Source organism: Alistipes timonensis JC136 (genome assembly GCF_900107675.1).
GTDB lineage: Bacteria > Bacteroidota > Bacteroidia > Bacteroidales > Rikenellaceae > Alistipes > Alistipes timonensis.
The window spans coordinates 216739-238437 of record NZ_FNRI01000006.1; the positions used below are offsets into that span (position 1 = coordinate 216739).

General features: G+C 61.9%; 13 protein-coding genes. All 13 read right to left on the reverse strand.

From position 1 onward, the window contains the following. Positions 1–11: 11 nt before the first annotated feature. Positions 12–1022, reverse strand: a complete 1011-nt coding sequence (locus tag BLU78_RS09990; RefSeq protein ID WP_010266482.1) for a FecR family protein — start codon at positions 1020–1022, stop codon at positions 12–14. Positions 1023–1049: 27 nt separating this feature from the next. Continuing rightward, the gene (locus BLU78_RS09995; protein ID WP_010266479.1) at positions 1050–2681 is read right to left on the reverse strand and encodes a BACON domain-containing protein; all 1632 of its coding nucleotides are present in this window, start codon (positions 2679–2681) and stop codon (positions 1050–1052) included. 231 nt (positions 2682–2912) lie between these two features. Then, positions 2913–4619, reverse strand: coding sequence for a glycoside hydrolase family 88/105 protein (locus BLU78_RS10000; RefSeq protein WP_010266475.1), 1707 nt, complete (start codon positions 4617–4619; stop codon positions 2913–2915). Positions 4620–4623: 4 nt separating this feature from the next. Further along, positions 4624–6015, reverse strand: coding sequence for a hypothetical protein (locus BLU78_RS10005; RefSeq protein ID WP_010266472.1), 1392 nt, complete (start codon positions 6013–6015; stop codon positions 4624–4626). A 78-nt stretch (positions 6016–6093) separates the two neighbouring features. Beyond that, on the reverse strand, positions 6094–8001 hold the full coding sequence (locus BLU78_RS10010; protein WP_010266468.1) for a glycoside hydrolase family 28 protein: 1908 nt from the start codon (positions 7999–8001) through the stop codon (positions 6094–6096). A 92-nt stretch (positions 8002–8093) separates the two neighbouring features. After that, positions 8094–10022: a hypothetical protein gene (locus BLU78_RS10015; RefSeq protein ID WP_044106757.1), complete on the reverse strand. Its 1929-nt coding sequence runs from the start codon at positions 10020–10022 to the stop codon at positions 8094–8096. A 60-nt stretch (positions 10023–10082) separates the two neighbouring features. Next, positions 10083–12170, reverse strand: coding sequence for an Ig-like domain-containing protein (locus BLU78_RS10020; protein ID WP_010266461.1), 2088 nt, complete (start codon positions 12168–12170; stop codon positions 10083–10085). 32 nt (positions 12171–12202) lie between these two features. Further along, positions 12203–12988 carry a two component regulator gene (locus BLU78_RS10025; RefSeq protein WP_010266458.1) on the reverse strand — a complete coding sequence of 262 codons (786 nt, stop codon included), beginning with the start codon at positions 12986–12988 and terminating at the stop codon, positions 12203–12205. 19 nt (positions 12989–13007) lie between these two features. Further along, positions 13008–14435, reverse strand: coding sequence for an alpha/beta hydrolase family protein (locus tag BLU78_RS10030; protein WP_010266457.1), 1428 nt, complete (start codon positions 14433–14435; stop codon positions 13008–13010). A 6-nt stretch (positions 14436–14441) separates the two neighbouring features. Next, positions 14442–15872, reverse strand: coding sequence for a glycoside hydrolase family 28 protein (locus tag BLU78_RS10035; RefSeq protein ID WP_010266454.1), 1431 nt, complete (start codon positions 15870–15872; stop codon positions 14442–14444). Continuing rightward, positions 15869–17404, reverse strand: coding sequence for a glycoside hydrolase family 28 protein (locus tag BLU78_RS10040; RefSeq protein ID WP_010266451.1), 1536 nt, complete (start codon positions 17402–17404; stop codon positions 15869–15871). Before BLU78_RS10040 ends, BLU78_RS10035 begins: the two co-directional genes overlap by 4 nt. A gap of 1 nt (position 17405) precedes the next feature. Continuing rightward, positions 17406–20552: a glycoside hydrolase family 2 protein gene (locus BLU78_RS10045; RefSeq protein WP_010266448.1), complete on the reverse strand. Its 3147-nt coding sequence runs from the start codon at positions 20550–20552 to the stop codon at positions 17406–17408. 27 nt (positions 20553–20579) lie between these two features. Beyond that, positions 20580–21680: a formylglycine-generating enzyme family protein gene (locus BLU78_RS10050; RefSeq protein WP_010266441.1), complete on the reverse strand. Its 1101-nt coding sequence runs from the start codon at positions 21678–21680 to the stop codon at positions 20580–20582. Between the last annotated feature and the right edge of the window lie 19 nt (positions 21681–21699).

A 21699-nucleotide genomic window follows, 5' to 3' on the forward strand; every position in this document is an offset into this window, starting at 1 on the left:
TTCGGTTGGGTTCAGTGCTTGTAAATGTCGATGACATTTTTATTCGAGACGTATTGGAACGAGCTGCCCAGTTTCAGGAATTTGAGGATGTCGTCCAGCGATTCGTTGTTCACGAACGAGGCGAAATAACGCTCGTGCCTGAGCTGTTCGTCCCGGAGGATGATCTTTACGTTGAACTTGCGTTCCAGGTCGGCGGTGATCTCTTCGAGCGTCTGGTTGCGGAAATAAAGGCCTCCGTTCTCCTCGCTCCACGAAGTGTAGCTCGAAGGCGAGAACTGGAAGGTGTCGACGGCGCCCGTGTGGTGGTCGATGCTCATGTAATTGCCCGGTTCGAGGGTGTACTGCCTGGTGAAGCCGTTGAAATTCGCTTCCAGCGAGATGCTCCCTTCGATCAGCGACACCTCGGTCTTCGACTGCTCGGGGTAGGATTTCACATTGAATTTCGTCCCCAGCACTTTGATGTTGACATTTCCGACCGAGAGGAAAAAGGGCCGCGACGGGTCTTTCTCGATGTCGGCATAGGCCTCTCCGGTGACGAATACCTGCCGGACCTTCCGGTTGAACTGCTCGGGGTAGATGATCTTGCTTCCGGCATTCAGCCAGACCGTCGAGTTGTCGGGCAGCGTCACCTGCATTTTTTCTCCGTACGCCACGTGTTTCTCGATCCAGTTTTTGGGCTTCTGGGTCTGTCCGTTCAGGTAGAGGGCGAAAACGGCGAGCGGCACTGCCATACATGCTGCAATCCTCACCGTCCACTCCCTGATCCTGCGGATTGTTTTGCGGGGGCCTGCCGCCCCGCCGATGCCTTTATGAGCGAGCGAAGCGGAAAAACGTTCGAACCCTTTGCGGGAGGAGGTCCGGTCGATGGATTCCGGCAGTTCGTTCCACAGGACGTAGAGCTCGTTTTCGAACTCCGGGTTTTCGTCCCCGGCGGTAAACCACGAACTGACCTGCTCCCTCTCATCGGATACCGGGGTGCCGAAGAAGAAATTCCGTAACGTTTTCTTTGAAAATTGCTGCATGACGATCTGTTTATTTTGCTGCGCCTGCTATTGGGCCGCAGTTCCTATTGCGTTGTTGCTGTCACCGGCCGCGCCGAGCACGGTGCCTCCGAAGGTGCAGTTCGTGAGGACTGCCGAGGGGCCCTGGCCTGCGATACCTCCGAACCAGGCCGCCGGAACGGTCGCCGTCGCCAGCCGGACGATATCGCCCGTATTGCCGCAGGCGGTGATCTCCGTTGCGACCGTTGTCGATCCTACGATGCCTCCGGCGTTGGCTGCCGACGTGACCGACGCTTTATTCTGGCAGTTGGTGAGCGGGGCGGCCTTGGTTATCGCGCCCACGATGCCGCCTGCTGCGACGTTGCTGTCGTCGATATTGCTGACGACGGCGCCTTCGTTGGTGGCGTATGCGATGGGAACAGCAGCCGACATGCCGCCCGAGATGCCTCCGACGCCGCTCCCTGCGGCGGGTGCGGTTTCCAGGCCGTTGAGCGTGACGACGCCTTTGTTCAGGCACGGAGCTTCAGCCGATCCGATCGAGCTGGAACCCTGGCTGTTTCCGGCGATGCCGCCGACTACGGCCTTTTTGCCGCCTGCCAGCGTGATGCCGCCGTGGTTCTCGCAGCCGAGGATGGTCTGGCCGTTCAACTGTCCGATGATGCCGCCGACCTGTGCCGCATCGCAGCTTACATGGATGTTGCCGTAATTCTTGCAGTTGGAGAGGGTGAACGCTCCGCCTCCGGCGCCGTTGATGCCTGCCACACGGGTCGAGTTGGAGGTAATGTCCGCATAGTTGGAGCAGTCGGTGATGTCGCAGCGTCCGTAGGCGACGATTCCGCCGACACGCGGATTGTCCGTCGGGCCGGCCATGGTCAGCGTACCTTTCGAAGTGCAGTTTTCGATGCGACCGCCCGTCGCAGTCACCGAGAAGCCGACGACGGCGGCGAGATGTTTCTGTACGCTTCCCGTGTAATCGTTGGTCGCTTCGACATCCACCGTGAGGTTGCGGATGATGCCCGTGGGGGCCAGGCGCGTGAAGAGGGCCACGATGGGTTGTCCGCCGCTTTCGAGGCGTCCCGAGATGGTGTGGCCGTTGCCGTCGAAGACGGCTCCGAAAGCCCCCGATTTGTCGTTGGCGGTCGTCTGTCCGCCCATGAGCGGCAGCGGTGTCGCTCCGGCGTTGATGTCGTTGTAGAGATTGATTACGCCGTTTTCGTCCTGCCATTTGCTGTAATCCGGATCGGCTTCTTTGGTCGCCGAAGCGATCGCTTCGCCCAGTTCGGTCAGGTCCTTCAGCGAGTAGATGCCCGGTTCGCGGTCTTCGACGACGGGGCCTTCCTGGCTGACGTTAATGAATTTGCGGACTACGGCGTCGGTTGTAATATCGCCGCATTTGACCGAGATGACGGTTGTGCGCGAACCGTTCTCCTCGCTGAACGGAAGTGCTGTAATGGTAATGGATTGTTTGTCAGCGGCAGCACCGCTCTGTGTGGGGACGAAACTCACCCAATCGGACGATGTGTTGATCTCCCATTGGCTGTTCGTCGAGAGAGTCAGGCTCGAATTGCCTCCCTCCTCCGTGAAATGTAGATTTTCGCTGCTGAGCTCGATCGAGTAGCGCTCCTTCGGCGTCAGCTCGTCGTTGTCGCAGGAAGCCGCACTCCCGGCAATTCCAAGCACAACGGCAAGAAACAGAGTTGATTTTAGTCTAAGGTTTCTCATAAGTAAATAAGGTTAGTGTTGCCATTCTGTCCCGGCTTGCGGTCGCGGCAGGATGTTGCATGGTATTGTTACTTACGAGAGACCCGGTGAAACTACGTATTTGCCGGTGATAAAAATTCACGCCGGGCCAAAAAACGACGGAGCCACGGCTTTAAACCGTGGCTCCGTCGTTCGGAAATTCCCTGTTTTTCATTTTTGGAGTTTTTCCATCTCCAATGCGGCGAACAGGAACGGCAGCAGTCCGTGCGTGTCGCTGCGGATGAAGGGGATGCGCTCGTAGTCCGCAGGATCGGTGCTGAAATTGGTGCCGCCTTTCACGCCGTTGAAATCATCCTCCCCGCTCACGAAGCTCGTCAACGCCTGCCAGGCCCGGCGGAGCGGCTCTTCGACCTGCTTGCGCGGAAGCCATCCGCGGTTGACGCCGCGGGCGAGGCAGTAGGTGAAGATCGCGGCACCGGAGGATTCGCGGGCGGAATCCTCCCGGTCGAGGATGTTGCGCCAGTAGCCCTCCGTATCCTGATGACGCAGCACTCCTTCGATGTGGGCCCGGTAGATGGCCAGTATCCGTTTGTAATTCCGGTCGCTGCGGGGGAGCGCGTCGAGCACCTCGCACGTCGCCCATAGGGCCCAGCCGTTGCCGCGCGACCAGTGCGGAACGCGGATGTCGGGATGCGAGGGGTAGCAGGCCTGCCGGTAGAGGCCTGCGCCGGCATCGAAAAGCAGGCGGTTGAAGCCGATGAGCTGGTCGGCGGCGTCGTGCAGGAGACTTTCGTCGCCCGTCAGGCGGTAGCCGTAGACCAGATAGGGCAGTCCCATGAACATGTCGTCGGCCCAGACCGACGGATAGGGGGTGTATTCCCGGGCGAAGACGCCTTCGGTGCGGAACTGTTCGTGGCGCAGGTAGTCCAGCACCCGTTCCGCCTGCCGGCGGTAGCTTTCGGGCGGATCGGAACTCTCGACGCAGCGGGTGATGTAGGGCATGGCCGGGGCCGATACGTAGTCGAGCATCGGACGGCCTGCGGTGCCGAAGTTGAACGACCGGACGGCGTGCAGCCGCCGCGTCTGGTGTTCGGCCAGCGGGAAGGTGCCGAGCGAGAAATCGCACCATGCATCGGCGTAGGCCGCGTATTTCGGATCGCCGGAGGCGGCGGAGAGGCGTTGCAGAGCCCAGGCGAAGCATCCCACATGGTAATACCATTCGAAGAAGCGTCCGTTGGCGGCCGGCGCCGAGACGATATCGACGGGCGGGATGTTCCATGCGACGGTGCGGTCGCAGTCCCGGTAAGGCGTGTGGAAAAGCAGCGTGCTGTCCGGGGCGAGCGGTGTGGCAAGATCGCCGCCGAACGTTCCGAGCACCAGCCACCGGGCCTCTTTGAGCTTCGGTGCGTAGTTTTCGAGCGTGCAGGAGATCTTGCGTCCCCGTTCGGCATAGCGCGAGAAGTTGCGCGACTGCATCAGGAAAAGGTGTTCGCCGCCGTGGTATTCGGTTTTGACGAGCAGTTTGTGCGGTCCGGCCGTCAGGCGGAGACGGAACGATTCCGGAAGGCGGTAATCCTTCTCGCCGAACTCCGCGGCGAAGGGGTGCGGCAGGGTGCGTTCGTAGACCACCGAGTCGTCGACCGTGATCCGTACGGGGCCCGTGCATCCCAGTTCGAAGAGCTCTTCGGTGTCGCCTTCGCACCGGAGCGTCGTCAGGGCGTAGGCCACGCCCTGACGGTCCATGCAGCGGCCGAAATCGACGCATCCGAAGTCGGGATAGGCGTTTTGGAGTTTGTATTCCAGTTCGAAGCGGGTGTTGTCGACCACTTTGTCGGCGACCCGGCGGGCCAGTTCGAGCGGTTCGGCTCCCCGGAGCAGGGCGGGGACCAGCAGGGCGGGGACCAGCAGGCGTTTCATGGCGTCAGAAATTGAGTACGGGATAACGGTGTCCGTAACCTGCGGACGACAGGCGGACGTTGTCACGGTAGACCTCGGTGTCGAACCTGTCCGGGTTCTCCCGGGCGTTGCGGTCGGCCCAGAAGACGATGCGGCCGTCGGGCCGCGCCACGACGATCTGTTCGCCCGCCAGCGGCAGCACCTTTTTCGCGGCGACGAGGAGGCCTTTGCCGGTTTTCAGCACGACGCGCCCCGTGCGGTCGTACAGAGCTCCGTCCGTGTAGAGTTCGTGGATGCCGTCGCCGTTGAAATCGACGACCGTGCCTTTGATCGGAAAGTCGATTTTCACTTCCTCGCCCGTGCGGGCGTCGTAGGTTTTGCCGACGCACCCTTTGGACGGGACTGCCTCGCCTTTGAAGGGGTAGCGTCCGGCCATGGCGATTCGTTCGCCGCGGGGACCGAAATTGCCCACCCAGCCGTGGTGGTAGTGGCCTTTGCGCTCGGCGATCTCCCAGAGCCGGCGTCCCGTCTGGTCGAACATCACGGCACGCGGCTGCTTGCCGTCGTCGCCCTTTTCGCGCGTGGTGAAGAAGCACCACCGTCCCGACTCGGCGTCCCACCAGGGCTGCACCAGGTCGGAATGTTCGTTCCAGGCGTCGCCGTCGAGGATGAAGAGCTGTTCGCCCGTGTCGAACGAGAAGCACCGCTCGCCGTACATGAACTGTTCGCAGCCGTCGCGGCGGAGGTCGAAGATCGGGGTCGAGTGGCTGCCGCGCGCTCCGCGGCCGTCGTCGGGTATTTTGACCTTCCAGCGGCGGCTCATGTCGCCGTTCCAGCCCTGCATCTGTATCTCCTTGTAGGTGCCCTGCACGGTCACCAGCACCGGACTGCCGTCGTCGGCATGGCCGCCGATGAGCAGGAACCGCCATTTGTAGCTGTTGGCCTGGTTGTGGGCCGGGGCGGGCCACTGCCACGAACCGGTCACACGGCCCGTGCGGGCGTCGGCGCGTTCGAGGCGGTAGCCGTCGTAGTCGAAGGGGCGTTCGCAGGTGTTGGCGACGTAATAGATCTCGTCGCATCCGTCGCCGTCCATGTCCATCGGCAGCAGCGGCATGAACCACACGCCCGGGATGGTGTGGGGCAGTTCGCGCCGCCACAATTCGCGGCCTGCGGCGTCGAAGACGGCGATCTTCGGCGTATCCTTCGGGAAGGTGAAATTCCCTTCGTAGGGGTCGATGCTCTTCTCGGCGGAGAAGACCGTGACGAATCCCCGTTCGCCGCTGCCGAGGTTGAGCGGCGTCAGCCGGCATTGTTTGACGGGGGTGCCGAGGTCGAGGGTCAGCGCCTCGCGGGGCGAGAACTCCCGGGCGGAGAGCGCTGCGGGGAGCAGCAGCAGGGTGTACAGCAGTTTTTTCATGGTCTGATTCTTAAAACCGGAGAACCGGGCTGATGCCCGGCCCTCCACACATAAAACCGAACCTATCGGTAGAAACCGTTACTTTTTCGCGTCGCGGATCTCGCCGTCCTGCTGGTGCCACAGGCCGTAAGGCTCCGTGCGCGAACAGCTTTCGTAGTCGATGCCCTCGAGCGCGTAATTCTTCACGTCGTCCATCACGATTGCCGGGCGGACGTCGTTGTTGGCCAGCCGCAGCCGCACGTTGCGGACCTGCAGTCCGTCGACATGGCGGAAATAGATTCCGTAGGCGGGACAGGTGCCGTAGCAGTCGAATTCGGGGTATTTCTTCTCGTTTTCGGGAACGTCGCGGTAGATCATCTGCGGTTCGTTGACCGAGCCGAAGAGCAGCAGGTCGCAGTCTTCGATCAGCACGTTCTCGATCGGATGGCCTTTCAGGCCGCCGACGGCCGTGCCGACGCCCGGGCCGCCCTTGACCTCGACCCAGCCGATGCCGGTGTTGCGGATGTTGCGCAGCGTGACGTTGCGGATGGCGCCGACGGGCGCGGGGTTCGGGCCGCCTTCGAAGGTCCGGCCGCGGTTGCCCAGCCGCACGACGAACGGAGCCGCGCAGTTGCTCATGCGGATGTCCTCGTAGGTCACGCCGTCGATCACCGAGCCGTCGACGGCTTCGATGGCGATCGAATAGCGGGTCCAGCCCTCGGCGTTGCGGACGTGGACGTTGCGGATGGCGCCGTGGGTTTCGGTGCCGATCTTTACCAGGTTGCAGTTGGCGTAGCGTGCGCGCACGTCCTCGACGAAGATGTTCTCGGCCGGGGTGAGCGACAGCGCTTTGAGGCAGATCGCGTCGTCGCCGCAGCTGCAGAGGAAGTTGCGGACCACCACGTCGCTGCATCCGCTCAGGTCGATGCCGTCCTGGTTGTTGGTGCCGGTGTAGCAGCGCACGGTGACGTTTTCGACACGCATTCCCCGGCAGGCCTCGTAATACTGGGTCCAGTTGGCGCTGCGGGCCAGCGTGACGCCGTCGATCGCGACGTTTTCGCATTCGACCATGCGGATCAGGCGCGGGCGTTCGTGTTCGTTGTTGCGGCCCCGCCAGGGATAGCCCTCGAAGAGCGAGCAGCCGTCGATGATGCCGCCGCCGCAGATCGTGATGTTCGAGGCTTTTTCGGCATAGATCATCTGGAAGTCCTCTTTGCCGCGGAACGACGGAAGGGAGCAGCGCAGGGGCGGGAAATCGTCGTGGTTGACCGACCCGCGCAGGATGGCGCCCGCTTCGACGCGCAGCGTGACGTTGGATTTGAGCTGCAGCGTTCCGGTGACATAGATTCCGTCGCGCACCCAGACCGTGCCGCCGCCTTTGCGGGCGCTGCACTTGTCGATGGCGGCCTGCAGGACGGCGGTGTTGACCGTCGCGCCGTCGCCGACGGCTCCGGCCTCGGCGATGTCGACGACGAAGCCTGCGGGACGCACCGTTTCGGGCCATTCGCCCAGCGGACGTACCGCCACGAGGTACATGTTATGCGAACTGCTTCCGTTCTCGCCCAGCGTCACGTGTTCGCCCCGGCGGTAGGGACGGCGGTAGCAGGTGAAGCGTTCTCCGCGGTCGTTGGCGATATACAGAGAGGTGCGGACGAACGAGTCGAGCCAGGCGGGTTTCTCCGCGATGGCGTCGTTGTGGGCCACGAAGACCTCGGCGTCGGCCTTCAGGTCGAAGTAGGCGATGTCGCCGCGGTCGAAGCGTTTCGATCCGTAGGCCGGCTGAATCCAGTCGGCGCCTTCCAGTTCGGGCGACAGAGCGGTGACGGCGACGGGTTCCTCGCCGTACATGGATACGCCCGTGCGGAGGTTGCCCTGTTCGAGCCAGTGCGAGATGTTGTAGTTGAACTGCCAGACGTCGAGTACGTCGAGACGTGTGATGAGCCGTGTATCGGCATGTGCGGCCGCCGTGGCGGCGAGCAGGCAGCAGGTCAGAATGAGTCTTTTCATCGGTTGTGTTTCGGGTTTTCGTTCGGAACAAAATTACGGCTTCCGGGCGAATGCAATGTACAATAAATACCGGGATAGGTGGTGAAAAATGCCTATTTTCCCTCGATCGTGCGGCGCAGGGCCTCGAATTCCGCTTCGGTATGGTCTTCGGTGTCGATCTTGCGCTTCAGGACGTTGGCGACCTTTTGCTCGGCGGAGTAGGTGTTGGCGTGGCGCAGCGTGCGGCGGCGCGGGGAGTAGTCGAGCATGATGCGGCGCATCAGGTAGTCGCGCTGGATGTAGCGTTCGAGCGCCGCGATGCACTCGGCGCCGTATTCCGGTCCTTCGGTATGGACCCGTTCGCGCGATAGTTCGTATTTGTCGTTGTAGACATACCCGCTCTTGTAGAAAAACAGCGCAGCCTCGATGAGCGCGGCATTGCGCTGGCAGAGCGTACGGTTGAGGTAGGCGCTGGCGACGATATCGTTGAGATAAGGGGCGTTTGCAGGTCCCGCGGCGCGGGCTTTCTCGGCCTCGGCGACGGCCCGGTCGGCACACGCGGCCATTTCGCGCAGTACGTCTGCAGGGGTCAGCCGCTTTTCGGCGTGGTATTTCGCGGCGAGCTCTTCGTCGGAACGGTTTCCGGTGCGCCATGCCGTGCAATACTCCGGTACGCCGACCACTTCCTGCCGGACGAAGGCCATGCCGGCCGGCGCCTCGGGGTTGTCGAACATCTGCCAGAACTTCAACGGCTGCAAACCCCCGACCGAGAGGCCGTCGCCGCGCCAGAACCACGCAGGCATCAGTTTGATGAACTGCTCCTGCGCGTGCGCCACGGCTTTGAGCGACTGCAACACGTGGGGTGCGGCCTTGCGGTAGGTTTTGGCCAGGTATTTTTCGGCGTCGGCGTCCGACCAGGGTTTGCGGTTCATGGCTCCGGCCACGGTGAGCTGCGTCAGCCGCCGCACGGGGTTGTCGGCCGAATCCTCGCCGCGCAGCGTGTAGTCCTGATAGACGATGCCCGTGAACCCGCCTGCGCGGACGTTGTCGAAGATGCGGTTCACGATGTTGTTGTCGTACCAGTAGACCGGATGCGGGTACTCCGCGTCGTAGACGTGCATGTCCAGCACCACGCCGTAACCGTCGTCGAGCATCTGTTTGCCCCAGGGCGGGCAGTTGACCAGCGGTTGGTCGTAGCCGGCGTATTTCACCGAGAGGACCAGCTTCTCGCGCGGAATGTCGAGCTGCTGCATCACTTCGGGCTTCACATACCAGTCGCGCATGCCGAAGAAGTAATCGTCGCCCCGCTTTTCGCGCAGCATGTGCGCCAACCGGTTGGAGTAGTCGACGAAACAACTGTCCGTCTTGTCGTAGTCCACACACTCTTTCCACGATTTCCAGGTGTTGGGACGCACCTTTTCGACGTCGTAGGTCCATGCCGCTTCGGCATAGGCGTTCAGGAAACCGTCCAGCTCGGGCAGCAGGTCCAGCGCCCGGGAGGTCGACCAGAGGAAAAAGTCGCGGAACAAATCGTTGGTCCACTGCTGTTGGGGGACGCAGTTGGGCGACTTGCCAGCCAGCGCTTTCTGGAACATGTCGTTCTGGTGGGCTTTGCGCAGCAGTTGGTCGAAGACCCCGTCGGGGTTGAGCTCCTGCTGGTGGGCGCACCAGAATTTGTAAGGTGCATAGTGCGAATAGGAGCGCGTCACGACGTAGCGGATGCCGCGCGACTTGGCATAGGAGATATTCTCCCGCAGGGTCGCGAGGTTCTGGGCGACCTTGGCAGGCGTGTATTCCGCGGCTTCGGGGTAGGGCGAATCGGCGTAGTCGACGATGTGCATCGGCAGGAAGGTGAACGTACCGATGGAGATGACGTTGTAGCCGTCGGCGGCGATGCGGTCGATCTGTTCGCGGACCTCATCGCTGAGTTTGGGATTCATCCACTGGGACGAACCCACCGGGACGATGCGGTACTGCATGGGCTCCTGCGCATGCAGGGCGAGGGCTGTGAAAGCCAACAGCAGGGAGAGTATTTTCTTCATTTCGTCAGGGTCGGAAAAGGTTCATGGTGCCGGGAAAGCACCATGAACCGAATTTCAGTGTTATTTGATCTCCGTCAGTTTCGCCGGTACGGGGATGTCGCCCCATGTTTTGAGCTGGCCGGGAGCGCCGCTGTCGTCGAGCGTGTAGTAACCGACCGGGCGCGGCATCGGACCCGTCCAAGGTACCGGACAGGGATCGTCGAAGGGCTGGGAGATGCCGCCCGTGTTGAGGAAGTCGAAGACACGGGCCGTGCCGTCGTCGTTTTTGAGCGACGGTATGCCGAGCTTGGAATCACCCGAACCTTGTGACGTGTTGACCAGGAAACGGAAAAGCAGGTCGTCGGTCTTATTGTAATTTCCGTCGTTTGCCTGGCCTTCTGTATAGCGCCAGATGCGGATGAAGGGTGCATCTTTCGTCGTTGTCTTGTGACCTGTCCAGAATTTGCAGGTATGGCCGAGGAAGCATTTGATCTTACCGTCGTCTTTTTTGCATGCCGTCCAGCCTTCGGCTGTACTGCCGTCTTCATATCCGGCTCCGGCAATTGCAAAACGTGATGTGGAGAGACAAGCCCAGTAGAACGGCTGGTCGGGGTCGGCGATAGTGGGATATTCGTAGGGATAGGGTGTCGCCGTTAGGTAAACGGCTACCGAACCTGCTTTGTCAATTCCTTCGACAGCAGGCGATGCGACAGCCCAGCTCTGAGTGTCATTGAATAGAGTTTTTTTAGCAGTTCCTCCTCCGGAGCAGTATACGATGCAGGCGTAATTATCATTGGGAGATGAAATGGTTGAGGCGGTCGTGCTGGTGCCGCGCATGCGGTTGCCCCACTGGTCGGTCACCATGACGCCCGTGGCGGGTACATATTGATACGGGCGCAGTTTGCACGACCCTGCGGCGGCGCTGGCGTCGTCGGAGGTGGCCGTGATAAGGATTTCGGTCGCCTCGCAGTTGGCCGGGTCGAATGCGAAATCGGCTTTGACTGTCACCAGTCCGTTGGCGTCTACCGTGGCGACGCTCTCGTCGGCCGAACTCCACTGTACGGTCTGTACATAGGCGTCCTCGGGAACGGTCTTGTAGGTCATCTGCAACGTCCGGCCGGCGAGGATCGGGTCGGAGAGGGTCTGGCCGAGGACGATCTGCTGCACACCCGGGCATTGGGCCGTCACGGTGAAGCTGGCTTCGTAGGAGCCGTCGTCGGTCTTGACGGTGATCGTCGAGGTGCCGTCGGGGGCGTTGGCCGGATCGTCGACCATATAGACGTTGAACGATACGGTCTGCGTGGCGGGGTCCTGCGTGCCCTCGGCGTCGACCGTTGCAACGGCGGTGTTGCTGCTCTCGACGCTGATACGGCTGTTTTCGGGGATCTTGATCTCCTCGTCGTCCGTGGAGAAGACCACGCGGACGGCTTTGGTATGGCTGACGGTGAGTTTCCCGGCGAGTGCGTCGCTGGCTTCGCTGCCGTCCTCGTTGAGCGACAGCGCCACACCCGTAACCTTGATGGTTTTCAGGCTGACGGGGATTTCCGCGCGCACGTCGTCGTTGCGCGTCGACTGAATGGTGATCGTAGCGTCGCCCAGTTCTTGTCCCGGGACGAGCGTGAAGCCCGTGCGGCCGTCGAGTTCCTTCTCCTCGATGTCCACGACCTCTCCGTTCGTCGTTTCGAACGTCACGCTCTTGTCGAAGGTGTCGTGTACGAAGACTTCGAAATAGTAGTCGCGGTTGCCCGTGGAGTTGCGGACGAAGGTGATCCGGTCGTCGACGGGCTGGTCGAGCAGCAGGTCGTAGACGCGGATGCCCGATTCGACCGTTACCGAGACCGCACATGTGGCCTCGATTTCGGGATAGGCCGTGCTGCGGGCCGTGATGACGGCGTCGCCCAGGCCGGTGGCATGTACGGAGCCGTTTTCGTCGACCGTGGCGACGGCGTCGTCGCTGGAACTCCAAAGAATTTCTCCGTCGGTGGTTTCAGCCGGGTCGAAAGTGGCGTAGAGACGGCGGGTTTCGCCGATGATGAGTTCGCTCAGCGAGCTTTTCGACAGCGTGAGCTCTTTCGGCTTGTAGTAGACGTTGCCGTCTCCCAGCCAATCCGAGTCGCCGCAGGCCGTCAGGGCCAGCGCGGCAAGCGATAAGAGGATCAGTTTTTTCATGTCAGGTTATGTTTTTTTTGGTTGTCAGCGGATTATTTGCGGGGTACGGCGCCCGTGAAGGCGTTTTTCTCCAGACGCAGGTATTTGAGCCGGGGCAGCGACTCCAGCGCCGCGGGCACCGCGCCCGTGAGGCGGTTGCCGGCGGCCTTGAATGCCGTCAGTTCGGTGAGCTGGGCTACCGAAGCGGGTATTTCGCCCGTCAGCCTGTTGTAGCTCAGGTCGAGCGAGATCGACTTGGCGGGTTTCGCCAGCAGGGCCATGTCGCCGATCGCGGCCGGAATCGGGCCCGTCAGCTGGTTCTTGTTGAGCAGTATTTTGATCTCGTTGCCGCCCTTGCCGTCTTCGCGGGGCTTCGAGGTCCTGGCCTCGGCGCCCAGGAAGATCAGCTCGCCGGGAATCTCGCCCGTGAGCCGGTTGTTCGAGAGGTTGAGCGAAGAGATGAGTTTCAGACGCCCGATCTCGGGTGAAAGGCTTCCTGTGAGGCCGTTGCCCGAGAGGTTGAGCGTGCGCATGCCGTCCAGGGCGTAGATCGCTTCGGGAAGCTCGCCCGTGAGGCCGTTGGCGGGCAGTTCGAGTTTGCTGACGCGGCCTTTGCGGATTTCGTTGATGCCGAACCAGCCCGTGCCCTCCTGGGCGTTGTAGGGCTTCACGTCGTCGGCCGTGGCGTTTTTGAAATCCCAACCGGTGTTATTTGTCCAGCCGGCGCCGCCCGTGGCTTCGTAGATGGCCCGCAGGGCTTCGAAATCCGCCGTGCTGATCTGCGCGGAGATCGGACCGCAGAGCAGCAGTGCCGTAAGGATGGGTAAAATTTGTTTCATCGCAGGTTATCTTTATGGGTTACTGTTCGATTTTGTACTCCCGGAGTAGTTTGCGCAGTGCGTCGCTGCCTTTGACGGCATGGGCCGGAAGCTGGCGGTCCGTTCCGAAAACATACATTTCCGGAGCGTGTTCCACCGTTGCGGTCTCCTCGCGGTAGGTGCCGTCGGCGTTGCGCAGCCCTTCGGTCCGCAGCCCGAACTGCTCCGCCACGAAGTCGTACATCGCGCGGCGTTTGTTCACGCCGTAGTCGTGCTGTTCGGCGGCCAGGTGGACGTTGCGGACCTTGTCCCCGGCACCGTAGAATCCGTAGACCTTTTGCAGGTAGGGGTATTCGATCTGCGGCACGGTCACTGTCCAGTCGTGGCCGTCGGAGATCACCAGCTGCGGATGCGGGGCTGCGAGGGCTCCCAGTTCGGCGTTGTTGGTCATCGGCTCGCCCGGCAGGATGTGGACCGGAAGCCCGCTTTCGCAGGGGCATCCCCCGAAGAAGTGCGACGAGAGCATAACCACCGGGACGCTCAGCGTGATGCGGTCGTCGAGCGCCGCAATCACCATCGTTTGCGTGCCGCCGCCCGAAGCGCCCGTGACGCCCACGCGGGTCGTGTCTGCCCACGGTTGGGCGCAGAGGTAGTCGAGGATGCGGATGCTCTGCCAGGTCTGCATGACGATTCCCAGGTCGGAGCGGTGGTCCTTCAGTTTGAAAGCCAGCGCCGATTCGCCCCAGGCCCACATGTCGTAGCTGAAAACCGCGGCACCCATCTTGGCCAGCATGGCGCAGCGGAGCTGCTGGTCGGGACGGTAGCGTCCCCGCTGGTCGGGAATCGAGGTGTCGGTTTTGTCGTAGAAATGGCCGTGCGGCGAAAGCATGACGGGGATGCGTCCCCGGAACCGTGCGGGCATGTAGAGCGATCCCGAAACCCAGACGCCGGGCAGGATTTCCAGCGCGATGTTCTCGACGGTGTAGCCGTCGTGCCGGCGCAGGTTGCTCCGGATCGGCGCGAGGTCGCACTTTTTCAGGCTGTCGAGCCCCAGCGTAGCGAGTATGTGCGTGCGGATGCGGGCCTTGCGGGCTTCGAAAGCCTCGCGCGTGGGGTAGAGGGCGAGCAGGCGCTTCAGGTGCTTTTCGCCTTCGGCGTAGGGCTTGCGGAAATACTCCCATTTCTTGATTTCGTAGACGCCGGGAGCCTTGGCCGTCCAGCGCATGTCGAGCGGACGCAGGATGTTGTCGAGCGTGGCCTCGGCATCGTCGTAGAAACGCCACGGAGCCGATTTGACGCTACGTCCCCTGACGTTCTTCTCTTCGTAGAGCAGTTTGACGCCATACTGGGCTTCGACCTGCTGGAGCACCTCTTTCAGCGGCCGGTCGTAGACGTTCGAGTCGAGCCACTGTGCGTCGAGGCGCGCAGCGGTGAGTAGGAACAGCGATATGGCTAACAGTCGTTTCATGGCGGTTTATTTGAAGGTCGCTTCTGCGTTGATGCATTTCAGCGCGATCTGCTCCGGGGCAAGGATTTTCTTGCCGCCCACGGTCAGGTTCTCGAAGACGATGCCTTCGATATCGCCCCGGGCCGGGCATTTGATCTCGGGGGCTTTCGGGAAGGGGACCCGGAAAGAGCAGTTCCGGATCTCGACACCGCGGATCGAGCCGATCGGGGAGTCTTTCCGGCGGGCGTTGACCGAGAACTGGAACATCATCCGCTTGCTGTCGGGGTGGTTGCGTTCGAAACGGTTGTTCAGGTAACGCACGTCGCTCAGGGCCGTGCCGTCCGAGACGTAGAGCGCCATGCCGCGGTCCGATTCCAGCACGTCGTTGTCCTCGAAAGTGATGCCCGACATCCGCGTTCCGCGGGTCTCGGTGCCCACTTTGAGCGACGATTTCTTGGTCAGGAAGACGCAGCCCCGGACGGTGATGTTCTCCGCGTCGTCCAGATAGCCGGAATATCCCGTGGTCTTGACCGCCACGTTGTCGTCGGAGCAGTAGCCGAAGCAGTTTTCGATCAGCAGGTTGCGCGAGGCGTCGGGGTCGAAGCCGTCGGTGTTGCTCAGTTCCGTGTCGTTCATCAGCTTTATGTTGCGGAGCACGACGTCGCGGCAAAGGAGTATCTGGGTGTTCCACGACCCGGGGTCCCGGAACATCACGCCCTCGAAATGCAGGTCCGAGGAGTTCACGGCCAGCAGCAGGCGTATGCGGGCCTTGTCGCCGAACTTTTCGCGCAGGGCGCGGCCGCTGCCGTCGATGGCGCCCAGACCCGTGATCCGGATATCTTTGGCGTCCTTGACATAGATGAAGCGGCGGGTCTTGACATCGTCGTTCGATTCGAAGGCGGCTGCCGAGGAGGCGTCGGCCCGGATGACCGCGCCGCGTTCCAGATGCAGGTGCGCGTGCGACGGCAGGCGGAGCTGGCCGCAGAGATACTCCCCGGCGGGGAAAATCAGCGTACGGCCCTTCTTCGCACATGCGTCGATGGCACGCTGAACGGCGGCGGTGACGTTCGTCGTCCCGGTGTTGTCGATGCCTTTATACTCCATAATGCTCGTTCCCTCGACTTTCAGTGCGGGTTTCTCGGCGAAGATGAAGAGCTTTGCCGTGTCGTTCAGCCGCACGAGGTACTGGCCCGCTTCCGGGAGGCGGAAGCGCACCGTGCTCCCCTCGATGGAGGGCTCGACGCCGCGGCTCAGGGGGCTGACTTCGGCCGAGGAGACCGCTGCGGGGACCGTCACGGTGAACTCCGCCGCGCCCTCCGGCGTACAGGAGACGTAGTGGTAGTGTTTGAAGGGCTCGACCTGCTGGGGCGCGCCGTTCATGCGCACCTCGTATCCGGCAGCCGAGGCGGCTGCGGTCCACAGAAGCAGGGCCGGGAGTATCGTAAGTCGTTTTGTCATTCGAAACGGATGTTTTCGGTGAAACGGATCTTGGCGCCCAGGTCGTCGGGCGAGCGGACGGGACGGCCGCCGATCGTGACGTTGCTGAACGTCAGGCTGTCGATCGTGTGGTCGGCGTCCAGCCCGGCGATCTCGGCGGGGCGCGGGAATACGGTGGCGAAGTCGCAGTTGCGGATCATGACGTTGCGGATCTGTCCTTTGCCGTGGCGTTCCGAGATTTTGAAATGGATCGGGCGGCGCTGGCTGTCGGGATAGTTGCGTTCGACGCGGTTGTTCGAAAAGGTGATGTTTTCGAACAGCGCCCCGTCGTTGCAGTAGAGCGCCAGGGCGCGGTCGCACTCGACGACGTCGTTGTTCTCGAAGAGGATGTCGGACATGCGCGCGGCCTTGGTTTCGGTGCCCACTTTGAGCGACGACTTGCGCGTCAGGAAGACGCAGCTCCGGATGACGATGTTCCGCAGGTCCTTGTTCAGCCCGAGGTTGTTGGTGGTTTTGATGGCCACATTGTCGTCCGAGCAGTAGGCGAAGCAGTGGTCGATCATCACGTTAGTCGAGGCGTCGGGGTCGAAACCGTCGGTGTTGGGAACCGTGGCGTCGTTGATGAGCTTCACGTCGCGGATCGTCACGCCGTCCGAATAGTGGATGTGGGTGTTCCACGCCGCGGGGTCGCGCAGCAGGACGCCTTCGATCGACACGTTGCGCGAATTGCGGATGCGGATCAGGTTGGCCGGCTTGCCCTGGGCGCGGAGCATGGCCCCGCTTCCGTCGATGATGCCGCGGCCGCGGATCGAGACGTTCTCGGCGCTGTCGACGAGGATCAGGCGGCTGAAAGTCATCCACTCGCCGTTGTCGGTGTAGTGTTCCTTGTTGTGGATGTGGTCGGCTTCCGGGAGGCCGCCGTCGGTGGGGTAGTCTTCACGGTCGTCCGAGCCTTTGATGATCGCCCCGTCGGCGAGGTAGATGTGCGTGTTGCTGCCGATGCGGAGCGTTCCGGTCGGATAGACCCCGCGCGGGAAGATCAGCGTGCGTCCCGTGGCCGAAGCCTCGTCCAGCGCGCGTTGCAGGTTGGCGGTCTGAAGCCCGTCGCCCGACACGAAATCCGCGGCGTTGAGCGTCTGTCCGTTTGCTGCCGGAGCCTTCTCGGGCTCATCGGCCAGCAGGAACAGCCGGTCGCGGTCGTTCAGGCGCACCACCCACCAGCCTGCGCCGGGAAGGGTGAACCGGGCCTCGGCGCCTTCGACCGAAGCCGCTATGCCCCGGGCGGCGGGACTGACCTCGCAGCCGGTGAGCGGCTCGGCGGACCCGATGAGTACGGGGGCGCTGCCGTCGAGTGCGAAATTGACGTAGTAGATATCCTTGTAGGCTTCGACAGGCAGGTCGACGCCGCCGACGGTCACGCAGTAGCGGTCGGTCACGGTGTGGTGTTCGGGCTGTGTCGCCGCCGTCGGCGTGACTTTGGCCCCGGTACACGCCGGCGCTGCCAGCAGCCATGCCGCCAGCGCCGCGTATCCTATGTATCGGGTGAGTTTCATCTTACAGTTTCTTGTCGGGGAATTTCTTCGAGGCCAGGGCCTTGAATTCGGGAATCAGGACCACGCTGTTGGGCTTCACGGTGTAGGAGTCGGTGCGGGTCTTGGTCTTCTTGTTGCGGATGCTTTTGAACGTCACCGACGGGTTGACGGCCGTGATGAGTTTGTAGGCCCGCTTTTGGGCGTCCTTGTCCAGCGTGCCGAGTTCGGGACGGACGAGTGCCGCGATGGCTTTCAGGTCCGTGCCCTCTACGGTGCGCAGCCCCTTTGCAGCGCTTTTTTCGCCGGTCCAGACCGCTTCGCCGCCCTCGGGAATACGGTCGATGAGTTCGCAGACGGCCATGTAGTTCATGTCCTTACCGTCGCGCACGATCATCTTCGCGTAGTAGTTGGTCATGTAGTCGACATAGGCTTTCGGCAGCCGCTTCGTGGCCAGGTGTTTGGTGATGGCGCGCGACACGTTGTACTGGCCGGCGATGAAGTTGTAGTCGTCGGCCACGATATAGCCCCGGTCGCCGGCGTAGCGGGCCGTCGAGGCGAGGATCGTCGAGAAGGCATCGAGCATGTAGCGGAATTCGGGCGTCGAGGTGTCGATACCGGGGTTCTGCTCTTTGATGAACGCCTGGGTGAGCGCACGAAACTCCTGCTGGCGGGCGATCGGGAACGACACTTCGCCGGGGAAGAGGCGCATCTCCTCGGGTGCCGGCACGAAATTGGCCTGCGAAGCGTTGACGGCGACGTGTTGGCGGCCCTCCCAGCTCAGGCGGGGTTCGGAGATGCCGGGCAGCGGCGCGGGATCGACGTAGTCGACCACTTCGACGGTCGCCGAAGCCGGTTTGAGACCCGTTGCCGAGGCGGTGACGGTCACCGTGCCCGTCTTGCCGACGGCGCGGATGAGGTTGATGACCGGGGCGTCGATGTACATCGTGCCTTCGTACTCCTCGTGCTTGTTGCGGTCGCTGATGTAGACGTCGAGGCCGACGAGCGTCGCGGGGCCTTCGACGTGGAATTTGAGCGTATTGTTCGCACCGTAGACATGTACGCCGTCCTTGTCCACGATGTCGACCTTGAATTCGACGATGTTGTCCGCCGTGGACATCATTTTGTCCGCCGACATGCTGATCGTCAGCGCTGCGGGCTCGCCCGACATCACGACGCGGTCTTTCACGACCGTACCGCTGCGATGCGTGGCGACGGCCTCGATCACGCCCTGTTCGACGGCCACATCGGGAAATTCGACGCAGAAGTCGTTGGTGATGTCAGGTTTCTTCTCTCCGACCTTTTTGCCGTTGACATAGAGCTCGACCTTCGCGCAGTTGGAATCCACGGTGATGAGCTTCTTCTGCCCGACGTACTGCGAACGCCAGAAATGCGGCTGGATGTGGACCATCGGCTTGCGCGAGAAGTTGGCCTGCCAGAGATAATAGACGTATTTGGGCGTGCGCCAGCTGTCGACCCAGCCTTTGGGGTTGACGTGTTTGAGCGGTGCGCCGACGTATTCGCGGTCGGCTCCGTGGTCGGCATAGAGCCAGACGGTGCCGTTGTGCTCCGAGATGGGTTTCTTGGGGTTGCGCGAGAGCTTGTGCTGCCAGTACTCCGTGCCGGCCCACTGACCGTCGGAAGGTTCGAGATTCATGTCGTCCTTGTCGTACCAGCCGCGGATCGTGCAGCGCAGGTAGCTCTCGACGGGCATCTCCTTGTCGGTGTGCTTGCAGAACTCGGGGTTGTACGAGTCGTTGTAGGGCTGCCGCACGGTGATGATGCGCGTGGGGTCTTCCTCGACGGCGTAGCGCGAGTCGCAGGCGTGGTCGGTCTCGTTGCCCATCGACCAGATGACGATCGAGGGGTGGTTGCGGTCGCGGCGGATCATCTCGCGGCAGTTCTGCTCCTGCACCTCCTTCGAGAAGTTCTGGTTTTTGATATTGGGCAGCTCCTCGTTGATGCAGATGCCGTGGCGGTCCATGAAATAGTAGACCGACGGGTCGTTGGGGTAGTGCGCCGTGCGCATGTAGTTGATGTCGAGGCCGAATTTCATGTCCTCCATGTCCCGCTGCGCGATCCATTTCGGGAAGGCGTGTCCCAGCCACGGGAACTCCTCGTGGCGGTTGATGCCGTGCAGGTGGGTGACTTTGCCGTTGAGCACCAGCCGGTGCAGGTCGTAGTCCCACGCGACGCTGCGGATGCCGAAGGTCGAATGATAGGTGTCGACCAGCTCTTTACCCACGTAAACTTCGCTGTATGCGTTGTAGATATAGGGCGAGTCGGGGCTCCACAACCGGGGCTTGCGGAATTTGGGAATCGACTGGTCGAATTCGGCGATCTGTCCGGCGTCGATGCGCTGCGAGGCGTTCAGCCGTTCGCATACGTTCCCCTCGGCGTCGGTGACGACGGTGTGCAGGGTCACCTCCGCGGCGTCGGGACGCTGGTTCTGCACGAAGGTCCTGATCCGCACGGCAGCCTGTTTCTCGCTCACCTCCGGGGTGGTGATGAACGTGCCGCCCTCGTGTTTGTACGATCCCTGGAAAGGGATGCTCACGGGGTCGGTGACGACCAGCCGCACGTCGCGGATGATACCGCCGTAGACCGCCCAGTTGCCGGCGTTCATCGGCGGGATGCGGTATTTGTCGTTGAGCGAGTTCTGCACGGCCACGGTCAGGATGTTCTCGCCGCCGAAATTCACGGCGTCGGTGGCGTCCACATAGAAACTCGTGAAGCCGCCCTTGTGATCGCCCAGGTACTTGCCGTTGAGGTATATTTTGGCGTATTTCTGCACGCCGTCGAATTCGAAGCGGATGCGGCGGCCTGCGTACTCGCGGCCGATGTCGATGCGCTTGCGGTACCAGCCCCAGCCGTTCCACCAGTAGGGATTGTCCGAAGCGGCGACGTTGCGGATGTAGGGATGCAGCTCGCGCGTGGTTTCGTAGGTCTGCCACGTGTGGGGGACGCAGACGTAGCTCCAGGCCGAGTCATCGAACGACGGGGATTCGTAGACGCCCCTGACCTCCTCCTCCTGGGGGAAGTAGTTGAACGTCCATTCGGTGTTGATGGTCTTCGTCAGACGGTGGCTTTCGGCCGGGGCGTAGCCCTGGGCCGCCGCAGTCAGCGTAAGGGCCGCGGCGGCGAGGACCGTCAGTATCTCTCTCTTCTTCATCTAATGGGATTGTTTATGCTTGTTTTATCAGTTTCCGCCGTAGTCGGCGCCTTCCGTCACGTCGAATACCACCCGGAAGCCGATCTCCTCGGAACGCGTGCCGGGCTGGATCTTCAAACGCATCGTGGTCTTCACGGCGTATTCGGGCTGGTTCCACGAGCCGCCGCGCAGGACTTTCAGCTTGCCGGTGGCGGGACCCTGCGGATTCTCGACGTAGATGATTTCGCCCGTGACACTTTTGCCTTCGGCATCGAGGTAGGGAATTTCACCTTCGGTCGGGACCGCGTTTTTCAGGCACTCCCTGTAATAATCGGCGCCGTACCAGTCCGAGCACCACTCCATGACGTTGCCGCACATGTCCGTCAGCCCGAGGGCGTTGGCGGGAGAGGTCTTGCCGTCCTTCATCTCGCCGCAGCGGTGCGCCATGCGGCCGATGCGCTCGATGCGGTTGCCCTGGGCGTCGGTGATGACCGTCACGAGGCCCGTTCCGTAGCTCGCGTTTTTGGAGTTGAAGAACCAGGCGGCTTTGTTCGAGGAACTGTTGTTGCTGTAAGAGAGGTAACGGTCGCCCGAGTTTTCAGCTGTGGCGGCTTTGGCTGCCATTTCCCATTCGGCCTCGGTCGGGAGGCGTCCCCCGAGCCAGCGGGCGAAGGCGTCGGCCTCTTTCCACGTAATGCAGACTACGGGGAAATCCTTGCGTGAATTCCCGTCGGGGTCTTCCCATTTCCAGAAAGGCTCCTTGGGCATCTTCACCGCGTTGGGGTTCGCCTCGACGAATTTCTCGAACTGTTCGACCGTCACGTTGCCCTTCATCATGCGGATATGCGTGTTGAGTTTCACGTAGTGGGCGGGACGCTGGTCGTAAAGGGTCGTCGAACCTTCGTCGTCGGTGCCCATCGAAGCGTAAAGGCATTGGTCGGGACTGCCCCAGGCCTTGCTGAAATCGATGTCGGCCCATTCTTCCTCGGGGATGATGTCATAGGGCTTGGCGGAGGATTCGAGCACGATGTCGGGCACGTCCTGTACGCTGTCTTCGTGCTCGTAGAGCGAATCGGGCGTGTCGTTGCAGGCTGTGGCGGTCAGGGCCGCGGCGGCCAGGATTGCAAAGCGGAATGTATTGCGTTTCATTTTTTCGTTGGTCGTTTTG

Bases quoted from the DNA above. Each gene is read 5' to 3' on its own strand.
- BLU78_RS10005 (WP_010266472.1), bottom strand. From the start codon at position 6,015: ATGAAAAAACTGCTGTACACCCTGCTGCTGCTCCCCGCAGCGCTCTCC.
- BLU78_RS10035 (WP_010266454.1), bottom strand. From the start codon at position 15,872: ATGACAAAACGACTTACGATACTCCCGGCCCTGCTTCTGTGGACCGCA.
- BLU78_RS10000 (WP_010266475.1), bottom strand. From the start codon at position 4,619: ATGAAACGCCTGCTGGTCCCCGCCCTGCTGGTCCCCGCCCTGCTCCGG.
- BLU78_RS10045 (WP_010266448.1), bottom strand. From the start codon at position 20,552: ATGAAGAAGAGAGAGATACTGACGGTCCTCGCCGCCGCGGCCCTTACG.
- BLU78_RS10015 (WP_044106757.1), bottom strand. From the start codon at position 10,022: ATGAAGAAAATACTCTCCCTGCTGTTGGCTTTCACAGCCCTCGCCCTG.
- BLU78_RS10030 (WP_010266457.1), bottom strand. From the start codon at position 14,435: ATGAAACGACTGTTAGCCATATCGCTGTTCCTACTCACCGCTGCGCGC.
- BLU78_RS10025 (WP_010266458.1), bottom strand. From the start codon at position 12,988: ATGAAACAAATTTTACCCATCCTTACGGCACTGCTGCTCTGCGGTCCG.
- BLU78_RS10050 (WP_010266441.1), bottom strand. From the start codon at position 21,680: ATGAAACGCAATACATTCCGCTTTGCAATCCTGGCCGCCGCGGCCCTG.
- BLU78_RS10020 (WP_010266461.1), bottom strand. From the start codon at position 12,170: ATGAAAAAACTGATCCTCTTATCGCTTGCCGCGCTGGCCCTGACGGCC.
- BLU78_RS09990 (WP_010266482.1), bottom strand. From the start codon at position 1,022: ATGCAGCAATTTTCAAAGAAAACGTTACGGAATTTCTTCTTCGGCACC.
- BLU78_RS10010 (WP_010266468.1), bottom strand. From the start codon at position 8,001: ATGAAAAGACTCATTCTGACCTGCTGCCTGCTCGCCGCCACGGCGGCC.
- BLU78_RS10040 (WP_010266451.1), bottom strand. From the start codon at position 17,404: ATGAAACTCACCCGATACATAGGATACGCGGCGCTGGCGGCATGGCTG.